This is a genomic window from Acetobacterium sp. K1/6 (genome assembly GCF_034438075.1).
Classification (GTDB): Bacteria; Bacillota; Clostridia; order Eubacteriales; family Eubacteriaceae; genus Acetobacterium; species Acetobacterium carbinolicum.
Genome location: NZ_JAXQGA010000011.1, coordinates 48,341 through 73,457 on the forward strand (window position 1 = coordinate 48,341; position 25,117 = coordinate 73,457).

Consider the following 25,117-nt stretch of genomic DNA (forward strand, 5'->3'; position numbering starts at 1 on the left):
TTGACTCGAATTATCCGATCCTGGGTCAGCGCCGAATTTCCCGGGCAATTTTCTTCGCGGTGGGCGTGTCGGCCAGACCCCCTTCTGCCGTTTCTTTTAATGTTTTGGGCATCGCATCGCCAACGGCTTTCATCGCACCAATCACCTCATCGACCGGGATAGTACTCTTTATCCCGGCTAGAGCCATCTCTGCCGCAACCAGGGCATTGGCTGCTCCGCTGGCATTACGCTTGATACAAGGCACCTCCACCAGCCCGGCAACCGGATCACAAACTAATCCCAGCACACTTTTTAAGGCCATCGCACAGGCATGGGCACACATTTGTGGGGTACCACCCATTAATTCAACCGCCGCGGCTGCGGCCATTGCCGCGGCACTGCCGCATTCTGCCTGACAGCCTCCCTCCGCACCGGAAACGCTGGCCTTTTGGGCAATCACCATGCCGAGTCCGGCGGCGGTAAAAAGACTCATCACCACCTGATCCTCAGCTAAATGGTGTTCTTCTTTTAAGGTCAGCAAGAGGGCCGGAATAATCCCGCAGGAACCGGCCGTCGGCGCCGCGACAATTCTACCCATGCAGGCATTCACTTCAGCAATCGCCAACGCCTTTGCCAGGGTTTCACTCAGCACCTTCCCGCTAAGGGCTCTGCCGGCATCAACCGCCTGTTTCATTTTATTGGCATCACCGCCACTTAAACCGCTTGCCGACAAACTCTGTGAAGTGAGTCCCTTTTCTGCTGCGGCCGCCATCACATGAAGGCTTTTACGCATCAGCTCAAAGAGTTCATCGTTTGACTGTTCCATATGCAAGGCCTGATCCTCAAGGACCAGCTCCGAAATTCGCTTCCCTTTTTTTGTGGCCTTATCTGCCAGTTCCTGTATCGAATCATAACTAATCATCTTCACTCCTAATAGATCGGTTCAATTAATACTGCCTTTTTTACCGTCTTCACCGCTTCGATTGAGCAAACCAATCCACCTTTAACCGCCTGATCGGTTTCAATCACCATCATCGCCTCACCGCCGCGATGGGAACGATACATATTCAGCTCAGCAATGTTAATCCCATGATCCGCCAGCAGTTTAGTTACGGCCGCAATCACCCCGGGCGTATCGGTGTGGGGAATCAGCAGAGTATAATAGTCGCCCTTGAATTTGACATTGATCTCGTTAATCCGGTTGACTACAATTCTGCCACCACCGACTGAAGATCCCTGGACAATTGTTTTTTTTCCCAATTGATCGACCGATGAAATCAAGGCCGTATTGGGGTGAACCGCTTGATTACCGGACTTTCTAAATTTAAAACTCATTCCCGCCTGCCTGGCCAGCGCCAGACTGTCTTTAATCCGCTCATCGTCTGGTGCCATGCCCAGCAGGCCGGCAATAATCGCTTTATCCGTTCCATGTCCCTTATAGGTTTGGGCAAAGGAGCCATAGAGTTCAATGGACACCGCAACCGGCTGTCCGCCTGCGACCACTCGGGCTATTTTGCCGATTCGCACCGCTCCGGCAGTATGAGAGCTGGACGGGCCCACCATAATCGGTCCGATAATATCAAATACATTCATGCCAACCTCCACTTTGGGGCAACCACTTTTTCAGGCACCACTATTTGATTCTGGTGTATTCTTGCGTTATTAATACCCGATTTACATCGGATTATCTAGACTTTGTTATACCGAAGCATCGGTTTTCGTACTGCCGCAACCTCATCGAGCCGTTTTACCATGCTGTCATGGGGTGCTTCCTTTAGAAGCTCCGGATTCGTCTGCGCTTCGCTGGCAATTTGTTGCATCGCCACGATGAATTCATCCAGGGTTTCCTTACTTTCAGTCTCAGTCGGTTCAATCATCAGCGCTTCTTTGACGATTAAGGGAAAATATATCGTTGGCGGATGATAACCAAAATCAATCAGCCGTTTGGCAATATCCAGCGCCGAAACCCCAAACTTGCTCTGCTTTTGAGCCGAGAAAACCACCTCATGCATACAGATTTTGCCAAACGGTAATTCGTAATCATCCTGCAGTCTGGCACGGATATAATTGGCATTAAGTACCGCTGTCTCTGATGCCTCCCGAAGGCCCGCAGCCCCCAAGGAGCGGATGTAAGCAAAGGCTTTAACGACCACCCCAAAATTGCCATAGAAAGATTTAACCCGGCCAATCGATAAGGGCCGGTTATCATCCAGATAATAGCGATCCTCGACCCGTTCCACCACCGGACCAGGCAAAAAGGGAACTAACTCTTTTTTGACGCCCACCGGACCTGAACCGGGGCCGCCACCGCCATGCGGAGTGCTGAAGGTTTTGTGCAGATTAAGATGGACCACATCAAAGCCCATATCGCCAGGCCGGGTCTTACCCATGATGGCATTCATATTGGCACCGTCGTAATAAAGCAGGCCGCCCGCCTGGTGGACAATCTGAGCTATTTCGGTAATATTTTCTTCAAATAAGCCCAGGGTACTGGGATTGGTAAGCATCAGTCCGGCAATTTCATCACTCATCACCGCCTTTAGTGACGGGATATCAACGCCGCCAAATGCATTGGATTTCACTTCAACCACATCAAAACCAACCACCGACGCCGAAGCCGGATTGGTGCCATGGGATGAATCCGGCACAACGATTTTTTGTCGCTTAGTATCGCCGCGGTTCTGATGATAAGCTTTGATAATCATCAGTCCCGCCATCTCCCCATGAGCGCCAGCCGCCGGTTGCAGGGATACCCGCTCCATTCCGGTGATTTCTGCCAGCATGATGTCAGTTTCGTATAAAACCGCCAGGCAACCCTGGGCGGTTTTTTCAGGTTGGTACGGGTGCATCCGGGCAAAGCCACTAAATTTGGACACCTCCTCGTTCACCTTGGGATTATACTTCATGGTACAGGAACCCAGCGGATAAAAGCCGGAATCGACCCCGTGATTCATCTTCGATAAGGCCGTAAAATGGCGAACCGTATCGACTTCGCTGACCTCCGGGAGTTCCGGCGACTGAGCCCTTAAAAAACCGGCGGGGATGGCGCTGCCAAGATCTAATTCAGGAACATCACAGGCTGGTAACAGGTCCGTTTTTCGACCTGAAACTGACTTTTCAAAAATCAGTGCTTCGCTCTTAATCACAATAATTCACCGCCTTTTCTACTAAACTATCGATCTCGGTTCGGGTCCGTTTTTCGGTCACCGCCAGCAACCAGCCGTTTTTTAGCTGCGGATACGATTTCTCCAACTCATAGCCACCGATAATTTGGTCCAAGAGCAACGCCGTATTCAGGGCTTTGGTTTCGCAACTGCCGATTACAGCAAATTCCTTAAAAAAGGGAGCTGAAAAAACAGGCGTAAATTTCCCCGATTGGATCAGTTGATCATAGAGATAGTGAGCTTTATTAAAGCATAGATTGGCTACCTCTTTTAAACCCTCCTTACCAAGAACCGTCATATAAATAGTCGCAGCCAGAGCATTTAAGGCCTGGTTGGAGCAAATATTAGAAGTAGCCTTGTCCCGACGGATATGCTGTTCTCTGGTCTGGAGGGTCAGCACAAAGGCCCGTTTGCCATCAAGATCAGTGGTCTGACCAACGACGCGACCCGGCAGCTTCCGCATTAATGCCTTAGAGGTGGCCATAAAACCAAGGCCGGGACCGCCAAAGCTAATCGGATTACCCAGACATTGGCCATCCCCAACCACAATATCGGCCGCCAGTTCGCCTGGGGATTTTAAGATTGCCAGCGAAATCGGATCGACACTGGCAATCAGCAGGGCCTTATGGTGGTGTGCCAGTTCGGCGGCCTGGCCCAGATCTTCGATGATACCGAAGAAATTGGGATTCTGGACAATAACCGCCGCGGTTTGATCCGATAACGCTGCTTCCAGACAACCGAAATCGATGCTACCATTATCATAGTCAATTTCTTTGACCTCAATGCCTTTGTATCGGGCATAGGTTTTTATGACTTCCCGACTCTCCGGATGAACGGTGCTGGCAATGAGCACCTCATTTCTTCTGGTATGACTACAGGCCATCGCGACCGCCTCAGCCAGGGCGGTGGCACCATCATACATCGAGGCATTGGCAATATCCATCCCGGTGAGCTCGCAGATCATCGATTGAAACTCGAAGATCGCCTGCAGGGTACCCTGGCTGATTTCTGGCTGATACGGGGTATAGGCCGTGTAAAACTCCTGTCGGGCAGTCAGATTGCCGACCACGCTGGGGATGAAATGATCATAGGCCCCGGCTCCCAGAAAACAGCTATAAGCATCCAGATTGGCATTTTGCTGTGACAGCTTTTGCATATAACTAGTCAGTTCCATCTCTGATAGAGCCGGTGGTAATAGAAGCTCGCGGTTTAAGCGCACTTGTTTTGGAATGTCGGCAAAAAGTTCGTTTATCGAAGCGATTCCCATCGCTTTTAGCATCGCTTGTTGTTCTTCTTTGGTATGGGATAAATAGGATGACACGCTTTTTCCCCCTTTTAAACTTATTTTTTATTTAAAACGTATTTTTTAATTTTTCCAGCTGTGCTGCAATTTCTTCATCATCGAAGCAATATTTAAGACTCGTAAACTGGCCTCTAAGCCGCTTGACATCTTCTTTAACATCTTTATTTCTTAAAATCACATCCGCCATCAAAGCTGCGGTTTCGGCAAAGGCTTCTTTGCCAAAACCAAACCGGGTCATTTCTGCAACCCCGATGCGAATCGCACCAGAAGCGGTAAAGCCTTCTTCTTCCGGGGTGGCCTGATAATTAATGATGATATTATTATTTTCCAGGCGATTGGCCACTTCGGGACCGCTGCCATAACCCACTCGCACCACCACCTGATGGGTCTCCGTATAGGAAATGGCCGGGTCTCCTGCCACCTCCAGGCCGCAATCTGCCAGACATTTGGCAAAATACTTGGCATTGTCAATGACATTTTTCTGATAAAGATCCTTAAAGCAGTTCATTTCGTAGCTTGCCATGAGCAGACCCAGCATCGTTCCTAAATGGTGATTGCTGACGCTGCCGGGGAAGGCACGGGTTTCGATGGTTTCCCAGAGACCATACTTATAATCGTCTTTGTCATAATTCCCAGCAATAACGCCCCGTTGGGTGCCAAAGAAGGTTTTATGGGTCGAGCCGGTGACCAGTTCCGCCCCTTCGGCAAAGGGGTCCTGGAAATGATCCCCGACCAGACCAAGGACATGGGCCATATCATACATAATGATCGAACTGAGCTTTTGCGCATCAATAAATTCCCGAATTTCCCGAACGGGTTCTTTGTGAAGCACCATGCTCTTACCAAAGATAATCAGCTCTGGCTTATATTGTTCAATGACCTTTTTAGTTTCCGCTACATCAATCTTAAAGGGGTTGTCTTTTTCCACCGGAAAATTCACCACTGCCGTTTTTTCCGTAACCGGATCGACGGCGATGTAATCGTGGAGCGCGCCCATCGGCTGAGCACTTAAATGACCGCCGCGGATAATGTGGTTATTCATCACATAACCTAATCGTTTGGCATCGACCTTCCGGTTGACCCGATTTTTATAATCCATCAGCGCACTAAAGACCGCGACATTGGCCATCTGGCCGCTAATCACCCGGGTTTCTACCTCGGCGCAACGCAGATATTTTTTCATTTCTTCCATCAACAAGTATTCAATCTCATCAATAAAGGCGGTACCCTGATAATAGAAGACATCATAATCATAAAATGATTTTGTCTTTTTGTGCTCTGCATAACGGAAGGAAGGGTCCATTATCGATAATAACCGCACCGCCGCAGAATGGGTCTGCTCGGAAGGAATCAAATTAATGGTTTGATGTTGTCTCAAGATGGTATTGTCATAGCTTTTTTCCAGCAGATTAAGAGCCTTGGTTTCATAATCCCGGGGACTATCAAATTTGCGCTCTACTTCGACCCCATAAAGGATCGGTCTGGCAAAAGGCGGTGCATCACTTTTCATATGGTAGGGGGCAATCACCGCCGGTACCATCTTACCGCGAATTTCCACCGCTACCGCATCATTTAGTTCCACATCACCGTCAATCAGGGCCAAACCAATGGCCCGCATCGCTTTCTCGTCGGTGATTTTACTGTCCAGCCCATATCCTACCGCCTTTAAATAAGGCACCATCGTAGCGCTGGTGACAGTGCCGACTTCTTTGCCATCTTTATACACCTTACAACCGGCCCGGGCAATGCCGCGACCGGTAATGGCAATTGGCCTGACAATCCGAGCCAGATGGGACAGATCAGCCAGATCCCGCTCCATAATTTTTTTAAAGCCAATATATTGATTTGCCAGGGCTTCCCGGCCAATATAGTCGCCTTTGACCGCGGCAAAACTGACTGCAAATTTAGCCAGCGGGCAGGAAAAAATGGGAATTTCGTTCCCGTCGCTATCAAGCCCCAGTTCATGACCATATAAAGGCAGACCCGCTTCTAATCGTAATGTATCGCGGGCACCCAGACCAATCGCCATGGCACCCAGGTCAAGCAGCTTTTCCCAGATTGCCGGGCCCTGTGCGGCCTTAGCAAAAAGCTCAAAGCCAAGGGGTTCGCCGGTGTAGCCGGTTCGGGCAATTAGTAAGCCCTCACCTTGATAGTCTAAAATCGCCAAAGCATTCTTAAGGGGTTCGGTGAGATTCTCGCTGCCGAGGAGCTTTTTAAGCACTGTTTTTGAGTCCGGTCCCTGCAGCGAGATCATCGCAATTTCAGCGGACTGATCAATAATCCGGGCATCAAAGGCGACAATTTCTTTATTTAAGTGCTGCCAGTCTTTTTCGGCATTGGCAGCATTAACCACCAGCAGATACTCGTCTTCATAAAAACGGTACAGATAGGCGTCGTCCAATGCCCCGCCATTACTGTTCTGAATCATCGTGTATTGGGCCTGAAGCAGGTCCAGGGCTAATACATTGTTCGTTAACACATGTTGCAAAAAGGCGATCGCTTCCTTCCCGGAGACGATGAATCTTCCCATATGGGAGACATCAAAGATTCCAGATTTAATGCGGGTATGAATATGTTCATCAACAATGCCAGCCGGATATTGGATGGGCATTTCCCAGCCCCCAAAATCGACCAGGGTTGCTCCGGCTTTGACATGATTGTCATAAAAGAGGGTGTGTTTTAAATTTCCCATTTCTTAATCTCCTGTTTTCTGCGTTTTAATCCTGACAAATAGTATCGTATTTTGCGGCGTCCATCAGTTCATCCAGTTGTGCCGGATCATCCATTTCCACACACACCATCCAGTTTTCAAAGGCATCAGTATTGAGCAGTTCCGGTTCATCAACCAGGGCTTCGTTTATTTTAACAACGGTGCCCGATACTGGTAAATAGATATCTGAGGCAGCTTTTACCGATTCCACTACCCCAAAGGCTTCTTCCTTGCCAATTACATCACCAATTTCTGGTAATTCAACAAAGACGATATCACCAAGGGAATGCTGGGCATAATCAGTAATGCCAACGGTGGCCAGATTGCCCTCAACTTTTACCCACTCATGATCTTTTGAATACTTTAAACCTTCAATAATTTTCATCTTTTTTCTCCTCCACTTTGTTTAGTTTCTGTAAATTCAATACCCGTTCTGAAATTTTATAAACAAAAAAACAGAAGGCTTACGCCTTCTGCTCTGTTATTAACCTGAGAGTTTCGTTCCATTATGGAAGTTGCCCCTTCGGTGCTACGCTTTCCAGAGTTATGTCCGGTTACGGTCCTTTTTACCTGAGATCATCATTGATATGAGCTATTCTATCAATTTAATCCTTCGGTGCTGCACTTTAAGCAGTCTCTCCCGTAGCCATCATCCATTCGCAACTATTTAATTATGTTAGGTGCATTCTATTTCGTTTAAATATTTCACATTGATATTTTCTTGTGTTTATGTGAGTATAACCCGTTCCAATGGGGATTGTCAACTACCGAACTGTTTTTATTAAGAACATTTCCCTTATTCGCGATTCTTTAATACCTCAGCATGACTTATTTTTTTAAGCCGTTGCAACAGTAATGTGTTAATGACTAAATATAAAAATAAAATCATACCGTATACCCCGGCATATAGCCACCATGGAAAGCTTAAATTAAAGCCTACCGCCACATTAGAAACCAGGATCGGGTAAACTTGATCCATCACCCATTTAGCCAGGGGAATGCTGATAACGGCACCTACTGCAATGACATAGAAATTACCGTTTATATAGAGCTTTCTAAGTTCTTTGGACCGATAGCCAAATATTTTCATTAGTGCAACCCCAAAAGCGGAACGATCCACCATCACCTGCATCATCAGATACATCACCACCGCCAGCAAAATAAGAGACACCGCCACCATCGTAATAATCAAAGAGGTCATCTGGCTAATAAAAACATTGGCACTCTTAACACTATCTTCCCTGGTGGTAACATTATTTAGTCGCTCAGTTTCCAGATTCAAAGGCTGATCCGAAAAAACGATGTTATAATATGTGTCGGTTTCACCAAAATAATCCCGCATATCCGCCAAATTCATAAAAAAAAAGCCCCGATGCGTAGGCTGTCACCCCGTCAACGGTAAATGCTGCCAATTTTTCATCTTCCTCATCATTTAACACGAGCACATCTCCTGCCGCAAGGCCAAACTTCCTGGCCACTGCCGAAGAAATGATAACCTTATTTTGTCCTTTGGTAACCGCGGCATCAAAATAGGGATTACTCGCATCAATTCCCAAAAGCGTCACATCCAGGTTGTAGCCAAAGACTTCTTTTTTCAGGGTTTTCCCAAAAGCGGCCACGCCGCCCTCTGGTACCGCTTCGGTTGGAAACTTATAGCTATACATGTATTCGAAACGGGTATCGGCTTTGTTTTCTAAACTGACGTGGCTACAGACCGCATAACAGTTTAGTCCCAGCATCATAATTAACAAGGCAATGAACAAACCAAAAACAACCGTCAGGCTGGTCCGGGCCTCCCTGATCATCTGCCGGATTTGAAAACGCCGGACAAAGCCAAAGCGTTTAAGCGTGATCGTCGCTGCCTGCTCACTGTTTTCCCGATTTGACAATAGATCCAGAACATTTTTGGAAAGCTTTTTACGAATCACCAGGACGTTAACAACAGCGGCCACAACCGCCGGCATCACAATCCCATAGAGTAAGAGTGGTAATGAATAAACCGTGGCCAGATTGGGGACCGAAAAATAATTCAGCGACTCAGCCATTTGCAGATTAACCCCCCATTGGCTGTAACCGATCGCGGTCCCGATCATGCCACCTAAAACAGTAATGATTACCGGCAAGGTAAGATAGTATCGCATCAGGTCTTTTTTAGTTACCCCCAAAGCATAAAGGGCTCCGATAACGGGTCGCTCCCGATCAATCGTATGAATTACAAAAACAGAAATAATATACGTAAATAAAATCATCACAACGACTCCAGCAATCAGCCCGGCAATTTTAGTGATCACCTGATCATCTGCTGAAGCCGCAATACGGGGGTTATTTGCCGCAGTTATAAACGCCGTCAGCTTATTATGATCATAATAAGTATCCTTTAGCTTCTTTTTTAGATCGCTATCATCCATGGTACCGTTTAAGTGATATGCATAGGTAAAACTTTCTGATTTGATGGCCTGTCCTGCAGTCTTCATCATTTCATAATCCGCGGGTACCACAAGTCCAAATCCAAAGGTTTCGCTTTCAACGATGCTATCGGCCAGCTCCTGATAAACGGCGTCATAATCTGGTAGGGTGCCAATTCCGGTGACCTTAAAAAGGCGTCCGGCAATTGTGATTTGGCTACCCGTTGTCAGCTGATTCTTTCTCGCATAGTGTTTTTCCAGAAAGATTTCGCCCGCTGTTACCGGCATTCGGCCCTCATCAACTGAGGCCAAATTAACCGCCTTGCGGTTCTTAAAAAGCCGGACTACGCTATTATTTCTTCCATGATAATCAAGATAAAACTGCTCTTCCAGGGTGATCCCCGCCGCCACCAAGTCATTTTCTTCTTTTTCTGTCAACGGAACAAACACTGAAAACTGGCCATCTTCGACTTGAAGAAGCTGGTTTTTTTCGGCTACCCCGGTAATCACGGTATCGGCTGCCCCGACAAAACTGACAACCAGATACATTCCCAACACAATCAAAAACCCCGGTGCCAGATAGTAAAAAAGATTTGCCTTTAAGTCGCGAAGTATCCGCTTTCTCAGTATCTTCTGCATCTTACAATTCCTCCAGATCCGCCGCCGGAATCCGTTGTTCGTTTTGATAAGTATTAGAAATAGTGCCATCTTTAATGGTAATGACCCGATGGACCATGTCCTTAATGGCATTATTATGGGTGATGATGATCATGGTGGTACCAAAGGTCTGATTGATTTTTTCCATCAGAATTAAAATGTCTTTTGCCGTCTTGGAATCCAGTGCTCCGGTAGGCTCATCGCACAACAAGAGTTTTGGGTTTTTAACCAGAGCTCTGGCAATCGCACAACGCTGTTGCTGGCCACCAGACAACTGGGAAGGAAACTTGTTCTGATGTTCGGTTAAACCCAAGACCTCAAAAAGCATTGCCATTGCCATCGGTTCTGGGGATAAGTAGCCGCAGACCTCGACGTTTTCCTTAACGGTTAGATTCGGTACCAGGTTATAAAATTGAAAGATAAACCCCAAATAATCCCGACGATAATCAGACAAGGCCTCAGGTTTTAGTCCCACAATTTCTTTGCCGTCAACCGTTACACCACCACTGTCGGGTGTATCCAAGCCCCCGATACAATTAAGCAGAGTCGATTTACCTGAACCACTGGCCCCCTGAATCACACACATTTCGCCTTTTTCTACCGTTGTGGTAATTCCCTTAAGTACCTCCACATAACTGCCGTTTTTACCAAAGCTCTTCTTTAAATTTTTTATTTCCAGAAACATCTTATTTCCCTCTTTCTTCCTCGGCTTAACATAACGCCGTTATGTTAAGCCTAAAATTTTTTGTTTCTTACTCCTGCTCACTTTAGCAATTCCCAAATTGCTCCTGATTAAGATCCTCACCAAAGGAAGCAGGGGCTTAGCTACTATAATTAATCCTTCATCTCAGGTGCAAATAGACCGAACCAACCACCGATCATATATTTAATGACCTGTTGCACATGCACCACTGCCGCTTCTTCTGATACCTCATGGGTCAAAATATGAATAAAGGCATCAATTAACATATGGGCGATCCAATGGATCAGATAATCAGCCACCCGCGGAGCACCATAACATTTTTCCATATTGTCGGCGATCTGTCTAAAGTGTTTTTCAGTGATCATCACAAAATCATCGGTGATTTTCTCATAGCAGGAACCCTGGCTTTTTGTCAGCAACATCATGAATTCATCCCGATGCAAATAGAGACAACGCAAGATTGCGATGGCCGCTTCGACATCATCATCCCGGTCCGTTTCCATCAGGAGTCCGGCATTAATCTGAGCCTGTTCCTCGGCGTAGTGACGATTCATTACTGCATGAAGTTTTTTTATCGGTTCGGCAACCAATGCGCCATACAGGTCTTGCTTATCTTCAAAGAAAAAATACAAGGCCCCGGTGGTAACCCCGGCATTCTTACAGATATTGCGCAGCGATGCCGAGAGGTAGCCTTTTTCAATAAATTCTTTTTTGGCACTCATCAGCAGCTTTTCTTTGGTTTCTTTATTGTCTTTCACTTAACTTCCCCGCTTTATCATTTCATTTGCACTATCGATAACCGTAGTTGCGTTACCTGAAGGCACTGATACGTTCAATCACCACCGCTCATTAGATAACACCGTTATGTTATCCTGGCTAGTAAACTTTGTCAAGCGGATTTTATTCTTGCTAATAATTTTCATTCGCTAAAATCTTTTTATTACTGCTCCTATAGAAAGCGCTCCATTCGCGAACAGCACTTTTTACTCGTCAATTGATGTTTTATTAAAGCTGATAAACTGTTAGAATAAACTACATTTAAGAGTCACCAAATTTGCCTATTCATTCACCAGAAATTACTGGATTAAATTAATCCGCATTCAAACCATTAAAAAAGGAGAAAAAGTGAAAAAATTTATATTCGTCTTACTGGCGTTTTGCCTGATTATTCCGATTCCTTCTGTGTTTGCCCAAGTCGATACCGAAACGATCCCGGTTCTTTCCCGGGGCCACATTCAAGATCTGGGCGATTACCCAACCGATGGTTCTTTCGTTGCGAGCCCTAATCGGATTGGTACCGTTGGCCAAAGCAAACGAATTGAAGGCTTTGAATTAAAGCCTGACAGCGAGCTGCCGGCAGATCTTTCGCTGTGCTACAACGTCCATGTCCAGAACATCGGCTGGCTCTATGATGAGAGCCAACCATCCACCTGGGCCAAAAACGGCGAGTATGCCGGAACCCGGGGCGGTGGGTTGCGAATTGAGGCGATTAAAATTATCCTGCTTGATGCCACCGGTAATAAGGCCATCGGCTATCATATCCGCTACCAGGGCCATGTCCAGAACATTGGTGATCTGCCTGCAGATTCAGAACAATGGTTTGCCGATGGTGAACAGCTTGGGACTGTTGGCAGTTCTTTGCGCCTGGAAGCGTTGAAGTTGGAAATTGTTAAAGACACCGATGTAAACAGTGAATTAAGCACCTACTATAGCCTTCTTGAACAAATTGATGACTTGAGTGAGTCTGATTATACCCAAACCTCCTGGGCTAATCTGCAGACGGTTATAAAGAATCACGTCGTTACCGATAAAAGTACAGCGGAAGAAGTGGCTGATGCCGTTAAAGCCATTGAAACAGCGATCCAACAGCTTGAAAAATTAAGCACATCCACAGTCTACGATAAAGCCGGCACCTATGGCCCAACTAACGGATCAGAACCGATCAACCAGGATGTGATCATCACCGCTACCGAAGTAATCCTGCAGAACCTGACCATTGATGGCAACCTGATTATTGATGAAGCCGTTGGTGACGGCGATGTCACCTTGAATAATGTCACCGTCTCCGGCGAGCTGCGGGTTCGCGGCGGCGGTAAAAACAGTATTCATATTAACGGTGGCGATTATCAGAACATCCTGGTGGAGAAAACCCCCACCGGCGTCGTGCGGATTGTGGTCACTGGACTCGATGGGACTCCATTTGTTTTAAGCGAAGTCGCCGCTGGTCAAGAAGTGATTCTAGAAGGCAATTTTGATTCGGTAACCGTAAATGCCCCGGATGCCGTGGTTAAAACCGACAAACAGACAAGCATCAAGCAGCTTATTATCGCGCCGGAAGCCAAAAACAGCACGGTGAATCTGGGCAGCCAGACAACCGTTACCGACCTTTCTGTAAAGGCTCCCGTCAAAGTAACCGGGACGGGCACCGTCAGCAAAGCTGAAATTGCCTCGGACAATGTCAGCTTTGAAAAAGCACCCGGGAACTATACTGTCGATCCCGAAGTCGTTATTCCCCCAGTAATCCCAACACCGCAACCACAACCCGGCGGCGATAGTGGTGGCGGTTATACACCACCAAGCAAAATCAGTCTGAGCGTGGTCACTGCACCAACCATTATCTTGTCTAAAACCTATGACGGTACCACGGATACCGATGTGACTAACAAGGTTCTTGATGCTACGGCGGTTACCGGAATTATCTCTGGCGATAACGTGACCGTAAGTGCTACCGCCACTTATGACAATAAAAACGTCGGCAACAACAAAGATATTACCGTCACCTACAGCCTCTCCGGTACCAATGCCAATAAGTACAATCCGCCAGCCGCCACGACCATAAAGGGTGAGATTACGCAAAAACCTCTGAGTAATGCGACGACAACCGCCATCGCAAAGGAATTTGACGGAACAGCGACGCTTAACACCGTGATTACCGAAGCCCTTGGCCAGTTTAACGCCGATACACTGACGATCACCCGGACCGCTACCTATCAGAACAGTAGCGGTAAAACGGATGCGATTGAAGTGGGTACGAATAAACCAGTGCTATGCAGCTATAACCTGTCGGGAACCGACGCCGGTAATTACAGCGCACCGGCGGAACACGCGGAAATCGGGATCATTACGAAGAAAAATCTGATGGTCTCCGCCGCCAGCCTGAATATCAATAAAAACAAAACCTATGATGGCACCACCGATGTGTTTAATAACAAGGGAAAAATTGCCGCCGGCAATAACGTGATTAGTGTGGCAACCGGTGTAGCAGCCGACCCCAATATTAATGTCACAGCCACCGCAGTCTATGATAATCAAAACGCCGGTAGCAACCGGACCATTACAGTTAGCTATACAATTGATAGTAGCCCTGCTAATAAACGCTACCAGATCGCAGCGACCGAAACAATCGGGGCCAGCATTACCGCGCGACCATTGACGATAGTAGCTCCCACCCCGGTGGCCAAAGCTTATGACGGCACCGCCGATGTCTTTACGGCGGCCAATAATACCGAGAAAATCTATAATATGCCGGTCACACCCGGCAATATTGCCGCTGCTGACGCCGGTAAAGTGACGGTCACTGCGACCGCCACCTATGATGACGGTAAAGACGTCGATCCCAATAAAAACATTACCATTCACTACACCCTTGCCGGCGAGGCCGCAGGAAATTATCAGCCCCTGCCGGATGATCAAAGCAAAACTGCTGATATTACCCCACTGTCGATTGCCACCACTCCCATTGTCAAAGATAGTGATAAGACTAAGGAATATGACGGTACCAGCAATGCCCTCGTCACCGTCAGAGTTACCGATACTAATCAAATACCGATCGTTCAGGAAGCGATCCAAAACGGGACGCTGACATTTGATACCACTGCTGTCTATAAAGACAATAATAGCGAAACCAGTAACGTCGGTAGCGGTTATACGATCGCCTATACCTATAAACTCAGTGGCACGGCAGCCCACAATTTCAGCCTGGCGGATGCCGCATCCGATGGCAGCATTACCGGTACGATCTCCGGCGGCAGTATTACCCCAAAAACCTTGACCATCGCCCCACCGGCTATCAAGACCTCCCGCCCCTATGACGGCACCAGTAAGGTTTATGATTCGGATGGTAAGGAAATATCATCATATACGGTCGCTGCTTCGCAAATCAGCGGGCTTGCTGTAGGTGAAAGCATAGCTGTGACAGCTAATCTTTCATCCAACGATAAAGATGCCGGCGAGCAAACTGTCACTATCAGCTACTCCACCAGTGACACTAGCGGTAACTATCTGATTACCAATCAGACCACCACAGTTACCATTACCCCGCTGCCGCTGACCGTCGTCAGCACCAAGCTGCCGGCCATCGCAGCGACCCATAAGTATGACGCCACTACCGATGTTTATCTGGCCGATAACACAACTAAATTATCGGAATATCCCCTTGCTGCTGATGCCGTTAGCGGCTTAATCAATAACGATGCCGTGACGGTCAAAGCCACTGCCAGCTACGATACTAAAAATGTCACCAGTGACGGCAGTGCCAAACCCGTGACCATCCACTTTACCCTTGACGGCGAGGCCGCCAAAAACTACCTGGCCCCGAATCCAGATACCTCAAAAACGGCGGCGATTACACCAAGAATCCTGGGTTATGTCAATGTCAATCTGGCCACCGTAAAAAAAGCCGATGGCAGCAGCAGCATCACGGTCACATATGCTGGAGTTAATCCGTCTAAAAATCCAGCTAACGGTACGGACGCTATTGCCCATATTGCTGGTAGTGTAGAGCAGGAAGATGTGCATCTGGCAACCTACAGCGCTGACTATTACGATAGCAGTAACAACAAAACCAGTAACGTGGGCAACAATTACACCATCAAACTAAGCGGCACCTTAACCGGCAACCATGCCAGTAATTACCTTATGGCTGATTATGTTTATTCAAGTAATGGCCAAATTCTTGATGCCAATGCGGTTATCTCCACCCCTTACAATAACACCGCCTGGACTCCGGCCGGCAGCCTGACCGCACCAGCTGATGGTTTTAAACTCTTTTACGCCAAGCAAGCGGGTGCGACGACTTTTTACGGCTATGACAGTACTGGTCAGATCTACAGCTCAACCAACTTAAGTACCTGGACAAGCGGTGCTCAGGTTACTTTGGACGGCAGCAAACAGTTGATTGGTATCGATGATAGCTATGGTCTGCTGGCGATTGACAGAAACTACACCGAAGACGTAAACACCAATAAATACTACCAGATTTACTCCTGGTCAGGCGGATGGGTTGATATTGATCCCAACAATCCGGAAATAAGCAACATCATTCCGATCAATTCCACCTATTATTCTGACAACACCGGCGTCTATCTGATCTGTCAGGACCAAGACAATAACAACAAAGCGATTAAACGCGTTATTTCTGGTTCAGACCAAGAGACAATCGATGCTAGCTCAGGCCCCACCCTCCCAGGCGGCTTTAAAAACTCCCTGTTGGTCTATGACGGCAGCACCCTGATGCTCTACGCTTACTAAAACTCCTATAGCCAGCCCGGTCGTGGCTTGCCCCGGCTGCAAAAAAACTCAGAGGCCCCTGATTCATCCTGAATCAGGGGCCTCTTTAGGCACTTATACGACTTACCACGATACTTAATCAGATCACCGATCAGCCTTACTGATCAGCTTTTACCTTAAACCGCAACACCGTCTTTAACTTATTCGTCTCGGTCCGGCGGGGATCATAAATCTCCCGATGGGTTTTATCACTGCGCCGATAGCCATGCTCACTGCAAAAAGCTTCCATCTGCGCAAAGCTGGCCGGCTCATCATCATAGCTGCCCAAATGCAGCATTTGGCAGCAGGTGCCTTCCTCTAGTTCCCCAAGCCGGATACGATCGAGGAAGTCATTGGGCTTTTTCTTTTTGACTTCCGTGATAAACCGGGCAGCCAGTTCAGCGGTCAGAAAATCCGGCTGGCGGATCATCATCGTATAGGCATAGTTACTTTTATCCGCACTGGTTCTGGTCGTGTCGACCAGATCCCAGACCCCTTCCAGGGGGAAAACGGTATAGTCGTAATAGCCCTCCGGAATGGTCTTGCTCTTATAGGACATTTTTACTGCGTAGCTGAAGCTGTACAGCGCCCCCACCACCTCCGCAAACGCTTCCCCATTGGGATCGCCATTACCGTCTAACATAGCAAAGTGCATCGCCGGAACCGCAATGATTGACGGCTGAGACTTTGGTAAATACAAGGCTTTAAATTGCTTTTTATAATCGACTTTGTCCATCGTTTGCGTCTCCCTTAATTCAGTGAAATATAGACATGGATCTCGGCGTTGGCCATGTCTTCCCCGGGTTGATATTCCTCAAAATCGCTACTAAATTTCCGGTCGAGCTTCATATCCCAAAGCTTCACCCATAAGTCGCCAACGGCCTGCTGCACATCACCATGGACAACAAATTTTGCATAGTTACCAGGTGCAATGCTTACGGTTTCAACCCGCTCTGATTGCGAAGCTGCAGCATCAACTTCACAACCAACCACCACGTCATAAGTGCCGGCCACACCATTTTCATAATTGGTATAAAGACCAATACATTTCTCATTTTTTCTGCCGGTCAGGGAGGCTTCAATTCCTTCCCCATAAAAACGCTGCCAGGTGGCACCAATTTTTTCAACCATCTGGGGATCGGTATTACTGGTGCGTATTTTCAGCCCCGCCACTTGCTTTTCTGTTAGTTGTACCAATTCATAATCCATTTGTGTATACCTCTTTCTAACTTATTAATAAATTCAGTATACACCCTTTAACCTGACACCTAATGTCATATTAAAGATATTTTTTAAGACCATCTTCCAATTTTTTCTTAATTGCCTCCCGCAACCACTGGGGTTCTAACACCTCAGCAGCATCACCATAAGAAAGAATATAGCCATACACCCAGCCATCCTCGGGCAAGCGGCTCGCTACCACAAAGGACCCATCCTGATTTTTTGTGATCGCGGCCGGATCAAATTCATCATAGATCCGAAACGCCATGCTCGCGTCAATTCTCAGGATCAACCTGATTTGGGAAGCGCTTATCTCCGGTTTTTCAAAAACAGGGCCCTCCGGCAGGGTCCGGGAAAAAGCCTCCGATAACTGCCGGAGCTGCCTGATCCGACTGACCTTGAAAAAGCGCAACGCCTCTTTACTTAAACAGAATCCATAAACATACCAGGACTGCCCCTTAAACAAGAGCTTTAGCGGTTCAATAGTGCGCCCGGTCTTTTCTCCGGTCGCACTAAAGTAGTCAAAAGCAATTCTGTTTTTTTCAAGGATGGCGTTTTTCAGCACATTAAATTTTTCCCGTTCATCGCTATCACCGCCCCAATGGGAAAAGTCGACTTCAATCCAGTCGGCATCTTTTTTTTCAAACAGGGTCGCCAGTTTTCTCAGCACCGGATCGACCTCCGGTCCGTTTAGCACATTCATCCCCTGTAGCGATGCCAGCAGATTGACCTGTTCCTTTTCTGAAAGCAGTGATTTTTTAATCACGTAGTTATCCAGCAGCCGAATTCCTCCACCCTTACCTTTTTCAGCATAAACAGGAATCCCAGCCGCACTTAGAGACTCCACATCCCGGTAAATGGTACGCTGAGACACTTCAAAGTAGTCGGCTAATTCGCTCGCCGTTATCTTTTTCTTTTCAAATAAAATATAGACCATTTCTAGCAATCGATTGATTTGCATTGTCATTATCCTTTGTCGTTTTGTCTTCTATTTTATCACAATTTTGTCGCAAATGGCACTTCTATAAAAGATCGCGCGCTGTTTGCCTTCACCCAACACTTGCCATCTTTTTTTCGTCGTCCGTCATCTTTTCCTCTCTGGCAATGCAGCCATCGATGCTGCACGCTGCACAATCGCAATAATTTTGAAAATCATCAAAGAGAATCCCGGAAGAACTGTAGACAGGACGCATAATGTAGCCTTTACCCATCTTTAGTCCGATCTGCAGGGAGGCACTGCCAAAGCTGTCAAAAATAGCTTTGCTATCCTGAATTGCCCAATCCTGGATCAGACCGGGATTCGCTATTCCCACCTGCTTAAGATGATTGTCTTCCCGAACTGCCGCTTTCAAGTGCTTCATGGCACCATACATAATTGGCAACTTAAGCGACTGCAAAAAATAATGTTCAATCTGGTGAAGCTTTGTTGGCATTTCACCGATTGTCAACAAATACAAAAACACCTGTTCGTGGTCTTTTAACAAATAATGAAGGGTTTTGCTCTTGTACTTAATCCCATCCATCACAACTAAATGCTTCGAAAACGTCTCAACCGGACAGGCTTTAATGATCGCCATCGGTTTTATCTGGTTTCTTAAAAGCTCCACCGCATTTTGGTATTCATCATAAACTGGTGAATCACATGTTAATTTCATTTTTTTCATCAGCATCGGCATATTGACATCAACCGGTAACTCTATTATCCTAATTTTTTCCATCTCTTCCTCTTTCTCGACATCTACAAAAAGCTAAAAAAACCTTTTTAAAAGGTTTACAAAATGTGTGCCATATTTTTGTCCAGATAAGGGAAAAAATTTCTCCAAATCCTGTATTTCTAAATGGTCTCACACGTTGTAGCCTTCTTTGAAGCTTCAAACATCTTAACCATTTGGAAATATCCTGACTTGGCGGGGCTTGTTGCAAACGGCCTTCTCGGATAACCCAATGACCACCTGCACCCATGATCGCCTTACAGTAGCAAAGAAACTGTTGCGGATTCCCACCGCATTCCTTCTGTCATGGTTTGACTCTATACTAATCTAAAACGTATTTTTTGGCAAGGGTTTATTCTGACCGATCATAGTAATTTCCTGAGCGTAATCAGGATGATCTTTTTTAGCATTAGCGCCTGCTATCTACCCATTGATACAATACACATTGATTCTTTAAAAATCTTAATCGCTTTCACTTAAACTAACAATTTTTTGCAAAGATAACATAAATCCTGTTAGTCTACAATCATTTGGGTATAATTATTATATATCCAATATTTAGAAGGTAGGAGGAAATTTTATGGCACAGTATCATGAACCAATTGAATTATTAGATGAAAAAACGATGAACATCACTCGGGCCATCAATAGTTTAAAAGAAGAATTAGAAGCTGTTGATTGGTATAACCAACGCGTGGCAGCAACGAGTGATCCTGAATTAAAAGGAATTATGGCGCATAACCGGGACGAAGAAATTGAACACGCCTGCATGGCCATTGAATGGTTAAGACGAAATATGGACAAATGGGATGAAGAACTGCGAACGTACCTGTTTGTCGATGGTTCAATTCTGGAAGCCGAAGAAAATGAAGCGGCACCCGAGTCTGTAAATATATCCGGTATCCATATCGGTGATTTAAAAAAATAACGCGCATTAATCAAGGAGGAAAAAATGTTAAAAAGAGAAATCGCACCCTTAACTCAACTCGCCTGGAGCGAAATTGATGGCCGAGCGGAAGCCGTGTTAAAAAGTCGATTAACAGCAAGAAAGGCCGTCACGGTAAATGGACCGAAAGGTCTTGATTTTACTAGCGTATCGGAAGGTCGACTCGAATTAATTAATGACGATGAAAACCTTGTTAAAACCGGTGTTTTCAAGATCAAACCACTTGTTGAAGCAAGAATAAGCTTCACCTTAAACCGTTGGGAGATGGATAACCTGACGCGTGGTGCCAAGGATATTGATTTAACTAATCTGGAAGAAGCTGTCCAAAGAATTGCCGAGTTTGAAGAAACGGTCGTGTATAAAGGCTTTGAAGCTGGTCAGATTAAAGGTCTGGAATCGGTAACCGTTAATGAAAAAATACCCTTTGGTAAAACAGACTCCCAAATTATGGAAGCAATCTCAAAAGGCCTGGTTACACTAAGAGAAAAATTTGAAGCCGGTCCCTTTGTATTAATTGTTGGTGAGGTGGCTTATAATCGTCTCAATATAAGCTCTCATGGGTATCCGCTGATTAAACAGATCGAAGCCCTCATTGGTGGAAAAATACTATTAAGCACCGTTCTTGATGGCGCTTTTCTGATCCCTTATGATAATCCAAACTTTGAACTGACCATCGGACAGGATTTTGCCATCGGTTTTGAATCTTATGATAAAGAAAATGTCAAACTGTTTATCACCGAAAGCTTTACCTTCCGCGCGTTGGACGAAAATATTATTATTTCCTATACGCTATAAGCGTTTCCCATCGTTTTATCAATCAGGAGCGTCAATCGATCTTATTACAAAACGGTTTGATCTTTTTATGGCGGAGGATAACAATTATAGGATAACAAAATAGTACCAAAAAAACCGCTAAGACATCAAGCAGTTGATGCTTAGCGGTTTTATTTTTTAACTTACAATAATTTGCTTTAAATACTTAATAACCAAATCAGCAAAGCGGTTAATGTCTTTAATATAGGCAAAATCCTTGCCATAGATCAGCTTTTCAGCCATCAGATCCTGCTCTTTTCCGGTGAAGACCCCCAGTACCATAATACCCTGTTGGCGGGCCGTTCGAACTTCCCGGGCGGTGTCAGAAATAGCCACCCGACCCCGATAGGCCTGGGTTAAACTATTAACCTGACCCTTTCCCACCTTAATGTCGTTGGGGCGGCCGTCGCTGAGGACAATTAAAATCTTATTATCTTCCCCTCGCTTAATGAGATCTTCACAGGTGGTCTTAATTGCCAAACCGTCGCGGTTGTTGCCGGAGCAATAATATTCAAAGATGTTGTCATTGGCTGAAAGGGGCGATTCGTAATCACGGAAGCGTTTGATGACTGTATAGTCAAGAAAACTGGAAAAACCCAGCACCCGATTAGGAATCCCCAGTTGGGTTAATGCCATCGCCAGAATATAGGCTTGAATCGCAACATTGGACTGGTTACGTCGCTGGGAGCCACTGGAATCGATAAGGATATCCACCACAAAGCTCCCCTTGTTATTATCAATATTTTTTACAAAAACCTTGTTATTACTGCTACGACCAATCCGCCAGAGTTTGCTGGGAATCAGCCTCCCGGCATCAGAAGGGATGGCGTCGATAATTTCTTCCTGAACCAGGGTTCGGGACATGCTTTCCCGAAGCTTATTAATGTTGCGCTTGAACACCTTGTAATTAGCGCGAAACACATCGGTATTTTTAATCTGGTGCCGTTGCACATATTTCTGTTGAAATTCATTATCACTGTCACTCCGGACGACGCCATCGGTCATATGAATCCGGCAGCTGCCATGGGCGTCTTTGCATACCCGGTTCTGAAGCTTTTTGACTTCACTGATATCCAAAAACGATTTTCCGTAATAGTAAGCCACTTTTTCATAGATTTTTTCGATATCCTCTTCCTGCACCCGCAAAATCCGGTTGTCAGCATCATTGGATACGTTGGACTGATCTCCTTGGGATTCTCCCAGCAGAGCCTCGGCAATGTCTTCAATGGAGGCTTCAATGTCCAGGTCTTCGGGCTCGTCAAACATCTCTTCTAACATAAAATCAGAAAAATCGCCGCGGAGATGATTTTTATTGTGGCCCGATTCACTGGAATCACCGCTATCGCCCTCCACAAACATCGGAAAATATTTCACATAGATTTCTTCAATGCCTTTTAATAACTCAATGGTATCCTCCCGATCCTGTAGGTTTTCCAGATCGCTGGCGATGTTTCGGGTTTCGGTGTCCATCATCGGCGCTTTACCAATCTTTTTTAGGATCATCGCGTGACGTACCTTTTCCATCAGATCGTCGGTGTGAAGCTTATAATAATTGCGAAGAATATCATCGTAGGCATCTTTGCGGATATCATAAACTCCGGGGCGTTCGGCAATAATTTTTTCTTCCACTACCACATCACTCCCCATAGCAATAAGACTCAGGAGAATATCCTTATTAAAACCCGCCCGATAACGACTGATGACGTATTTCTTGACACTGGGCCAGTTAATGAACTTTCGCCTTCCCCCGGCAGTTACGGCATGGTAAAGGGCCACATTTTTTGAAATAAAGCTCTTTTCTCCGACGTCCATGTTTTCATCGTAATCACCGGAAACCGTCCACATCAGATTGGATACCCGGTTGTCAAATTCATAGTCCTGATAGATCCATTTTGCATCCTTCATGGCCTGTTCCTCCCTTCTTCAGGTGTTGGGCCGATTCTGGCCTTAGCCGGAAAAAACATCGGCACAATCCCAGCTTTCCCGGATCCGGGTTTTGATGACATCCAGAACGATTTCTTTTTCAAACTGATCGAAGGTTTTTCCGACCACCCCCATATCGACCGCCAGCATCGGTTTTAAGCCTCGGCGGATGGTGCGCAGACTCCCGATAATCCCCCGCAGATCGACAGACTTGGTGGAGATTTCCGAATTTCTGGCCTTGGCTTGAAGATCCAAAAAAACACCGGCAAACTGGGCCAGAATTTCCGGGTTGGCATCCGGAAAATAATCCTTTAAAATCAGCATCAGGGTTTCTTCCTCAATTTGGGGAATATCAATGGTCATAAAACGAGATACCAGGGCTTCATTTAGCTCCTTAGTCCCGGCATATTCATAATTCATGGTGCCGATAAACCGGGTGGCGTCGTGGAGCTTGATTTTCTCATAGCCCGGCACATCGATCACCTTTCGATAATCCAGAGCCGAGTGGAGTACCACCAGGGCATCGTTTTTTGCCATATTGATTTCGTCAAAAACGCCAAAGCCGCCGTTTATGGCACACTCATAAACCGATCCTCGTCGCAGTCGTACCTCATTGTCAATAAATGTATCGGTACCAATCAGGCTGGAGCTGTCGGTGTTGACATGGAAGGAGGTGTTCCATTGAGGACGGTTAAAAAGCTCGCAAATATTATCGGCCAGGACATTTTTTCCGGTGGCCTTGGGACCGGAGAGTAAAATGTTTTCGCCCTCTAGAATGGCAGTAATACACATCGACCAGATGTCCTTGCCATAAAAAACAGTTTCGGTACTGGGGACCCGATCCTGAAGACGCTCCTCCAGTTTATAAAAATGTTTGAAATATTTTATATCGTCAAGCAGCTTTTCGCTGATTCCCTGTTTTAGTAATTCCTGTGTTAATCTCATTCGTTTTCCTTTCTGTCAATGCCATGCATCGATTTTGTCAGTTTATTTAGAATGATTTGAATATAACACAAAACCCAGCGGAATAGTTAGAAAAAATGCAAAAGCACAAAAATTTATCCTTTTTTAAGACTCTTATCTTAAACCGCCAAATACCGGTAATTCATATAAAGCCGGTTGTTCTAAGTTCCGCTAAAAAGAGCAATCCTCCAAAGCGAAGGATCGCTCTTTGATATCCAGTTGGATGATCGGTTTCATTGCATGGCCTCGTGATTGTATTTCTAAATGAACTCTTTAAGCATAAAGCCGCGCATGAAGGTCTCCTGACTGTGGTTTATCTGTTTTTGTACCCTCCGCGGGTACTCGATCTTTTTTTATATGGTAAAATATGCTATAGTTAACACAAAACTTCTTGCATCATAAGGCTAATAAAAAATATAACAGCTTATTTAATATTCAATTGGAGGGATAAAGATTGATTACGCTAGAGCAAATTATGTCGATTTCAAAAAGCGACTTACAAGAAGCGTCAAAGACATTAAACAAAGATGATATTCCGCAGCTTGTAGAATGGCTCTCCTTAAAAGATAACACCATTAGATATCAGGTATTTCTCATTCTGCAAAACAGATCATTCTTTTTTGACGATGTTTATCCGTATTGGGATACCTTCAAAAGCAAACTAAAAAGTGAAAATTCTTATCAAAGAAATATCGGACTGAATTTGATTGCCAACAATGTAAAGTGGGATACCGAAAACAAAATAGACGATACCATTGATAAATATCTACAACTCCAAAACGATGAAAAACCCATCACGATACGCCAATGTATTCAGTCATTGGGCGAAATAGCTTCATCTAAGCCTGACTTACATGATAAAATAGCTTCTAGACTTATTACCTTTAATCTCATGTCCATTAAGGAAACCATGCGAAAATCAATACTGCTTGATCTCTTGAAGGTACTTCTTGTTATCAGGAAAGAGCATCGAACAGATAAAATAGAAAACTTTATCCAAAACGCATTACTAGGAGAGATATTGGATAAAAGGTCAAAAAAACAAATAGAAGCCCTGCTATGATCATAACG

General features: G+C 45.8%; 20 protein-coding genes and 2 riboswitches. Of the genes, 4 read left to right on the plus strand and 16 right to left on the minus strand.

The annotated features are described in order from the left end of the window. Positions 1-25: 25 nt before the first annotated feature. The 10 genes from sdaAA to U2P91_RS11210 form a co-directional block, all read right to left on the minus strand. Positions 26-901, minus strand: a complete 876-nt coding sequence (gene sdaAA, locus U2P91_RS11165) for an L-serine ammonia-lyase, iron-sulfur-dependent, subunit alpha (protein WP_111888174.1) — start codon at positions 899-901, stop codon at positions 26-28. Positions 902-909: 8 nt separating this feature from the next. Next, the gene (gene sdaAB, locus U2P91_RS11170) at positions 910-1,572 is read right to left on the minus strand and encodes an L-serine ammonia-lyase, iron-sulfur-dependent subunit beta (RefSeq protein WP_111888175.1); all 663 of its coding nucleotides are present in this window, start codon (positions 1,570-1,572) and stop codon (positions 910-912) included. 95 nt (positions 1,573-1,667) lie between these two features. Then, positions 1,668-3,125, minus strand: a complete 1,458-nt coding sequence (gene gcvPB / locus U2P91_RS11175; protein ID WP_305781824.1) for an aminomethyl-transferring glycine dehydrogenase subunit GcvPB — start codon at positions 3,123-3,125, stop codon at positions 1,668-1,670. Then, positions 3,118-4,464, minus strand: a complete 1,347-nt coding sequence (gene gcvPA, locus U2P91_RS11180) for an aminomethyl-transferring glycine dehydrogenase subunit GcvPA (protein WP_322519633.1) — start codon at positions 4,462-4,464, stop codon at positions 3,118-3,120. The genes gcvPB and gcvPA overlap by 8 nt, the downstream gene beginning before the upstream one ends. A 31-nt stretch (positions 4,465-4,495) precedes the next feature. Then, positions 4,496-7,138 (minus strand): glycine cleavage system aminomethyltransferase GcvT, encoded by a 2,643-nt coding sequence (gcvT, locus tag U2P91_RS11185; RefSeq protein WP_111888178.1) that lies wholly within the window; start codon positions 7,136-7,138, stop codon positions 4,496-4,498. Positions 7,139-7,163: 25 nt separating this feature from the next. Then, on the minus strand, positions 7,164-7,541 hold the full coding sequence (gcvH, locus tag U2P91_RS11190) for a glycine cleavage system protein GcvH (protein ID WP_111888179.1): 378 nt from the start codon (positions 7,539-7,541) through the stop codon (positions 7,164-7,166). Positions 7,542-7,703: 162 nt separating this feature from the next. Further along, positions 7,704-7,809: riboswitch (glycine riboswitch) on the minus strand. Positions 7,810-7,952: 143 nt separating this feature from the next. Then, positions 7,953-8,513, minus strand: coding sequence for an FtsX-like permease family protein (locus U2P91_RS11195; protein ID WP_322519634.1), 561 nt, complete (start codon positions 8,511-8,513; stop codon positions 7,953-7,955). Continuing rightward, positions 8,479-10,200, minus strand: coding sequence for an FtsX-like permease family protein (locus tag U2P91_RS11200; protein ID WP_322519635.1), 1,722 nt, complete (start codon positions 10,198-10,200; stop codon positions 8,479-8,481). The genes U2P91_RS11195 and U2P91_RS11200 overlap by 35 nt, the downstream gene beginning before the upstream one ends. Before the next feature lies 1 nt (position 10,201). Beyond that, positions 10,202-10,903, minus strand: a complete 702-nt coding sequence (locus U2P91_RS11205; RefSeq protein WP_322519636.1) for an ABC transporter ATP-binding protein — start codon at positions 10,901-10,903, stop codon at positions 10,202-10,204. Positions 10,904-11,052: 149 nt separating this feature from the next. Continuing rightward, positions 11,053-11,679 (minus strand): TetR/AcrR family transcriptional regulator, encoded by a 627-nt coding sequence (locus U2P91_RS11210; RefSeq protein ID WP_322519637.1) that lies wholly within the window; start codon positions 11,677-11,679, stop codon positions 11,053-11,055. A gap of 367 nt (positions 11,680-12,046) precedes the next feature. On the opposite strand from U2P91_RS11210, the gene U2P91_RS11215 reads away from it, so the two are divergent. Next, the gene (locus tag U2P91_RS11215; protein WP_322519638.1) at positions 12,047-16,450 is read left to right on the plus strand and encodes a YDG domain-containing protein; all 4,404 of its coding nucleotides are present in this window, start codon (positions 12,047-12,049) and stop codon (positions 16,448-16,450) included. 136 nt (positions 16,451-16,586) lie between these two features. On the opposite strand, the gene U2P91_RS11220 is transcribed toward U2P91_RS11215, so the two are convergent. From U2P91_RS11220 to U2P91_RS11235, 4 genes are all read right to left on the minus strand, one after another. Next, positions 16,587-17,204: a GyrI-like domain-containing protein gene (locus tag U2P91_RS11220; protein ID WP_322519639.1), complete on the minus strand. Its 618-nt coding sequence runs from the start codon at positions 17,202-17,204 to the stop codon at positions 16,587-16,589. 14 nt (positions 17,205-17,218) lie between these two features. Next, positions 17,219-17,677 carry a GyrI-like domain-containing protein gene (locus U2P91_RS11225; protein ID WP_111888185.1) on the minus strand — a complete coding sequence of 153 codons (459 nt, stop codon included), beginning with the start codon at positions 17,675-17,677 and terminating at the stop codon, positions 17,219-17,221. A 70-nt stretch (positions 17,678-17,747) separates the two neighbouring features. Then, positions 17,748-18,650 carry a helix-turn-helix transcriptional regulator gene (locus tag U2P91_RS11230; protein ID WP_111888186.1) on the minus strand — a complete coding sequence of 301 codons (903 nt, stop codon included), beginning with the start codon at positions 18,648-18,650 and terminating at the stop codon, positions 17,748-17,750. A gap of 88 nt (positions 18,651-18,738) precedes the next feature. Beyond that, positions 18,739-19,407, minus strand: a complete 669-nt coding sequence (locus U2P91_RS11235) for a hypothetical protein (protein WP_111888187.1) — start codon at positions 19,405-19,407, stop codon at positions 18,739-18,741. 154 nt (positions 19,408-19,561) lie between these two features. Continuing rightward, positions 19,562-19,748: riboswitch (cobalamin riboswitch) on the minus strand. 233 nt (positions 19,749-19,981) lie between these two features. Between U2P91_RS11235 and U2P91_RS11240 the strand changes: the two genes are divergently transcribed. Beyond that, positions 19,982-20,329, plus strand: coding sequence for an encapsulin-associated ferritin-like protein (locus tag U2P91_RS11240; RefSeq protein ID WP_111888188.1), 348 nt, complete (start codon positions 19,982-19,984; stop codon positions 20,327-20,329). Positions 20,330-20,353: 24 nt separating this feature from the next. Further along, the gene (locus tag U2P91_RS11245; RefSeq protein ID WP_111888189.1) at positions 20,354-21,142 is read left to right on the plus strand and encodes a family 1 encapsulin nanocompartment shell protein; all 789 of its coding nucleotides are present in this window, start codon (positions 20,354-20,356) and stop codon (positions 21,140-21,142) included. A 156-nt stretch (positions 21,143-21,298) separates the two neighbouring features. On the opposite strand, the gene U2P91_RS11250 is transcribed toward U2P91_RS11245, so the two are convergent. Further along, complete coding sequence (locus U2P91_RS11250; protein ID WP_111888190.1) at positions 21,299-23,065, minus strand: cobaltochelatase CobT-related protein; 1,767 nt, start codon at positions 23,063-23,065, stop codon at positions 21,299-21,301. A 42-nt stretch (positions 23,066-23,107) separates the two neighbouring features. Continuing rightward, on the minus strand, positions 23,108-24,028 hold the full coding sequence (locus U2P91_RS11255) for an AAA family ATPase (protein WP_111888191.1): 921 nt from the start codon (positions 24,026-24,028) through the stop codon (positions 23,108-23,110). A 472-nt stretch (positions 24,029-24,500) separates the two neighbouring features. Between U2P91_RS11255 and U2P91_RS11260 the strand changes: the two genes are divergently transcribed. After that, positions 24,501-25,109 (plus strand): hypothetical protein, encoded by a 609-nt coding sequence (locus tag U2P91_RS11260; RefSeq protein WP_111888192.1) that lies wholly within the window; start codon positions 24,501-24,503, stop codon positions 25,107-25,109. The last annotated feature ends 8 nt before the right edge of the window (positions 25,110-25,117 follow it).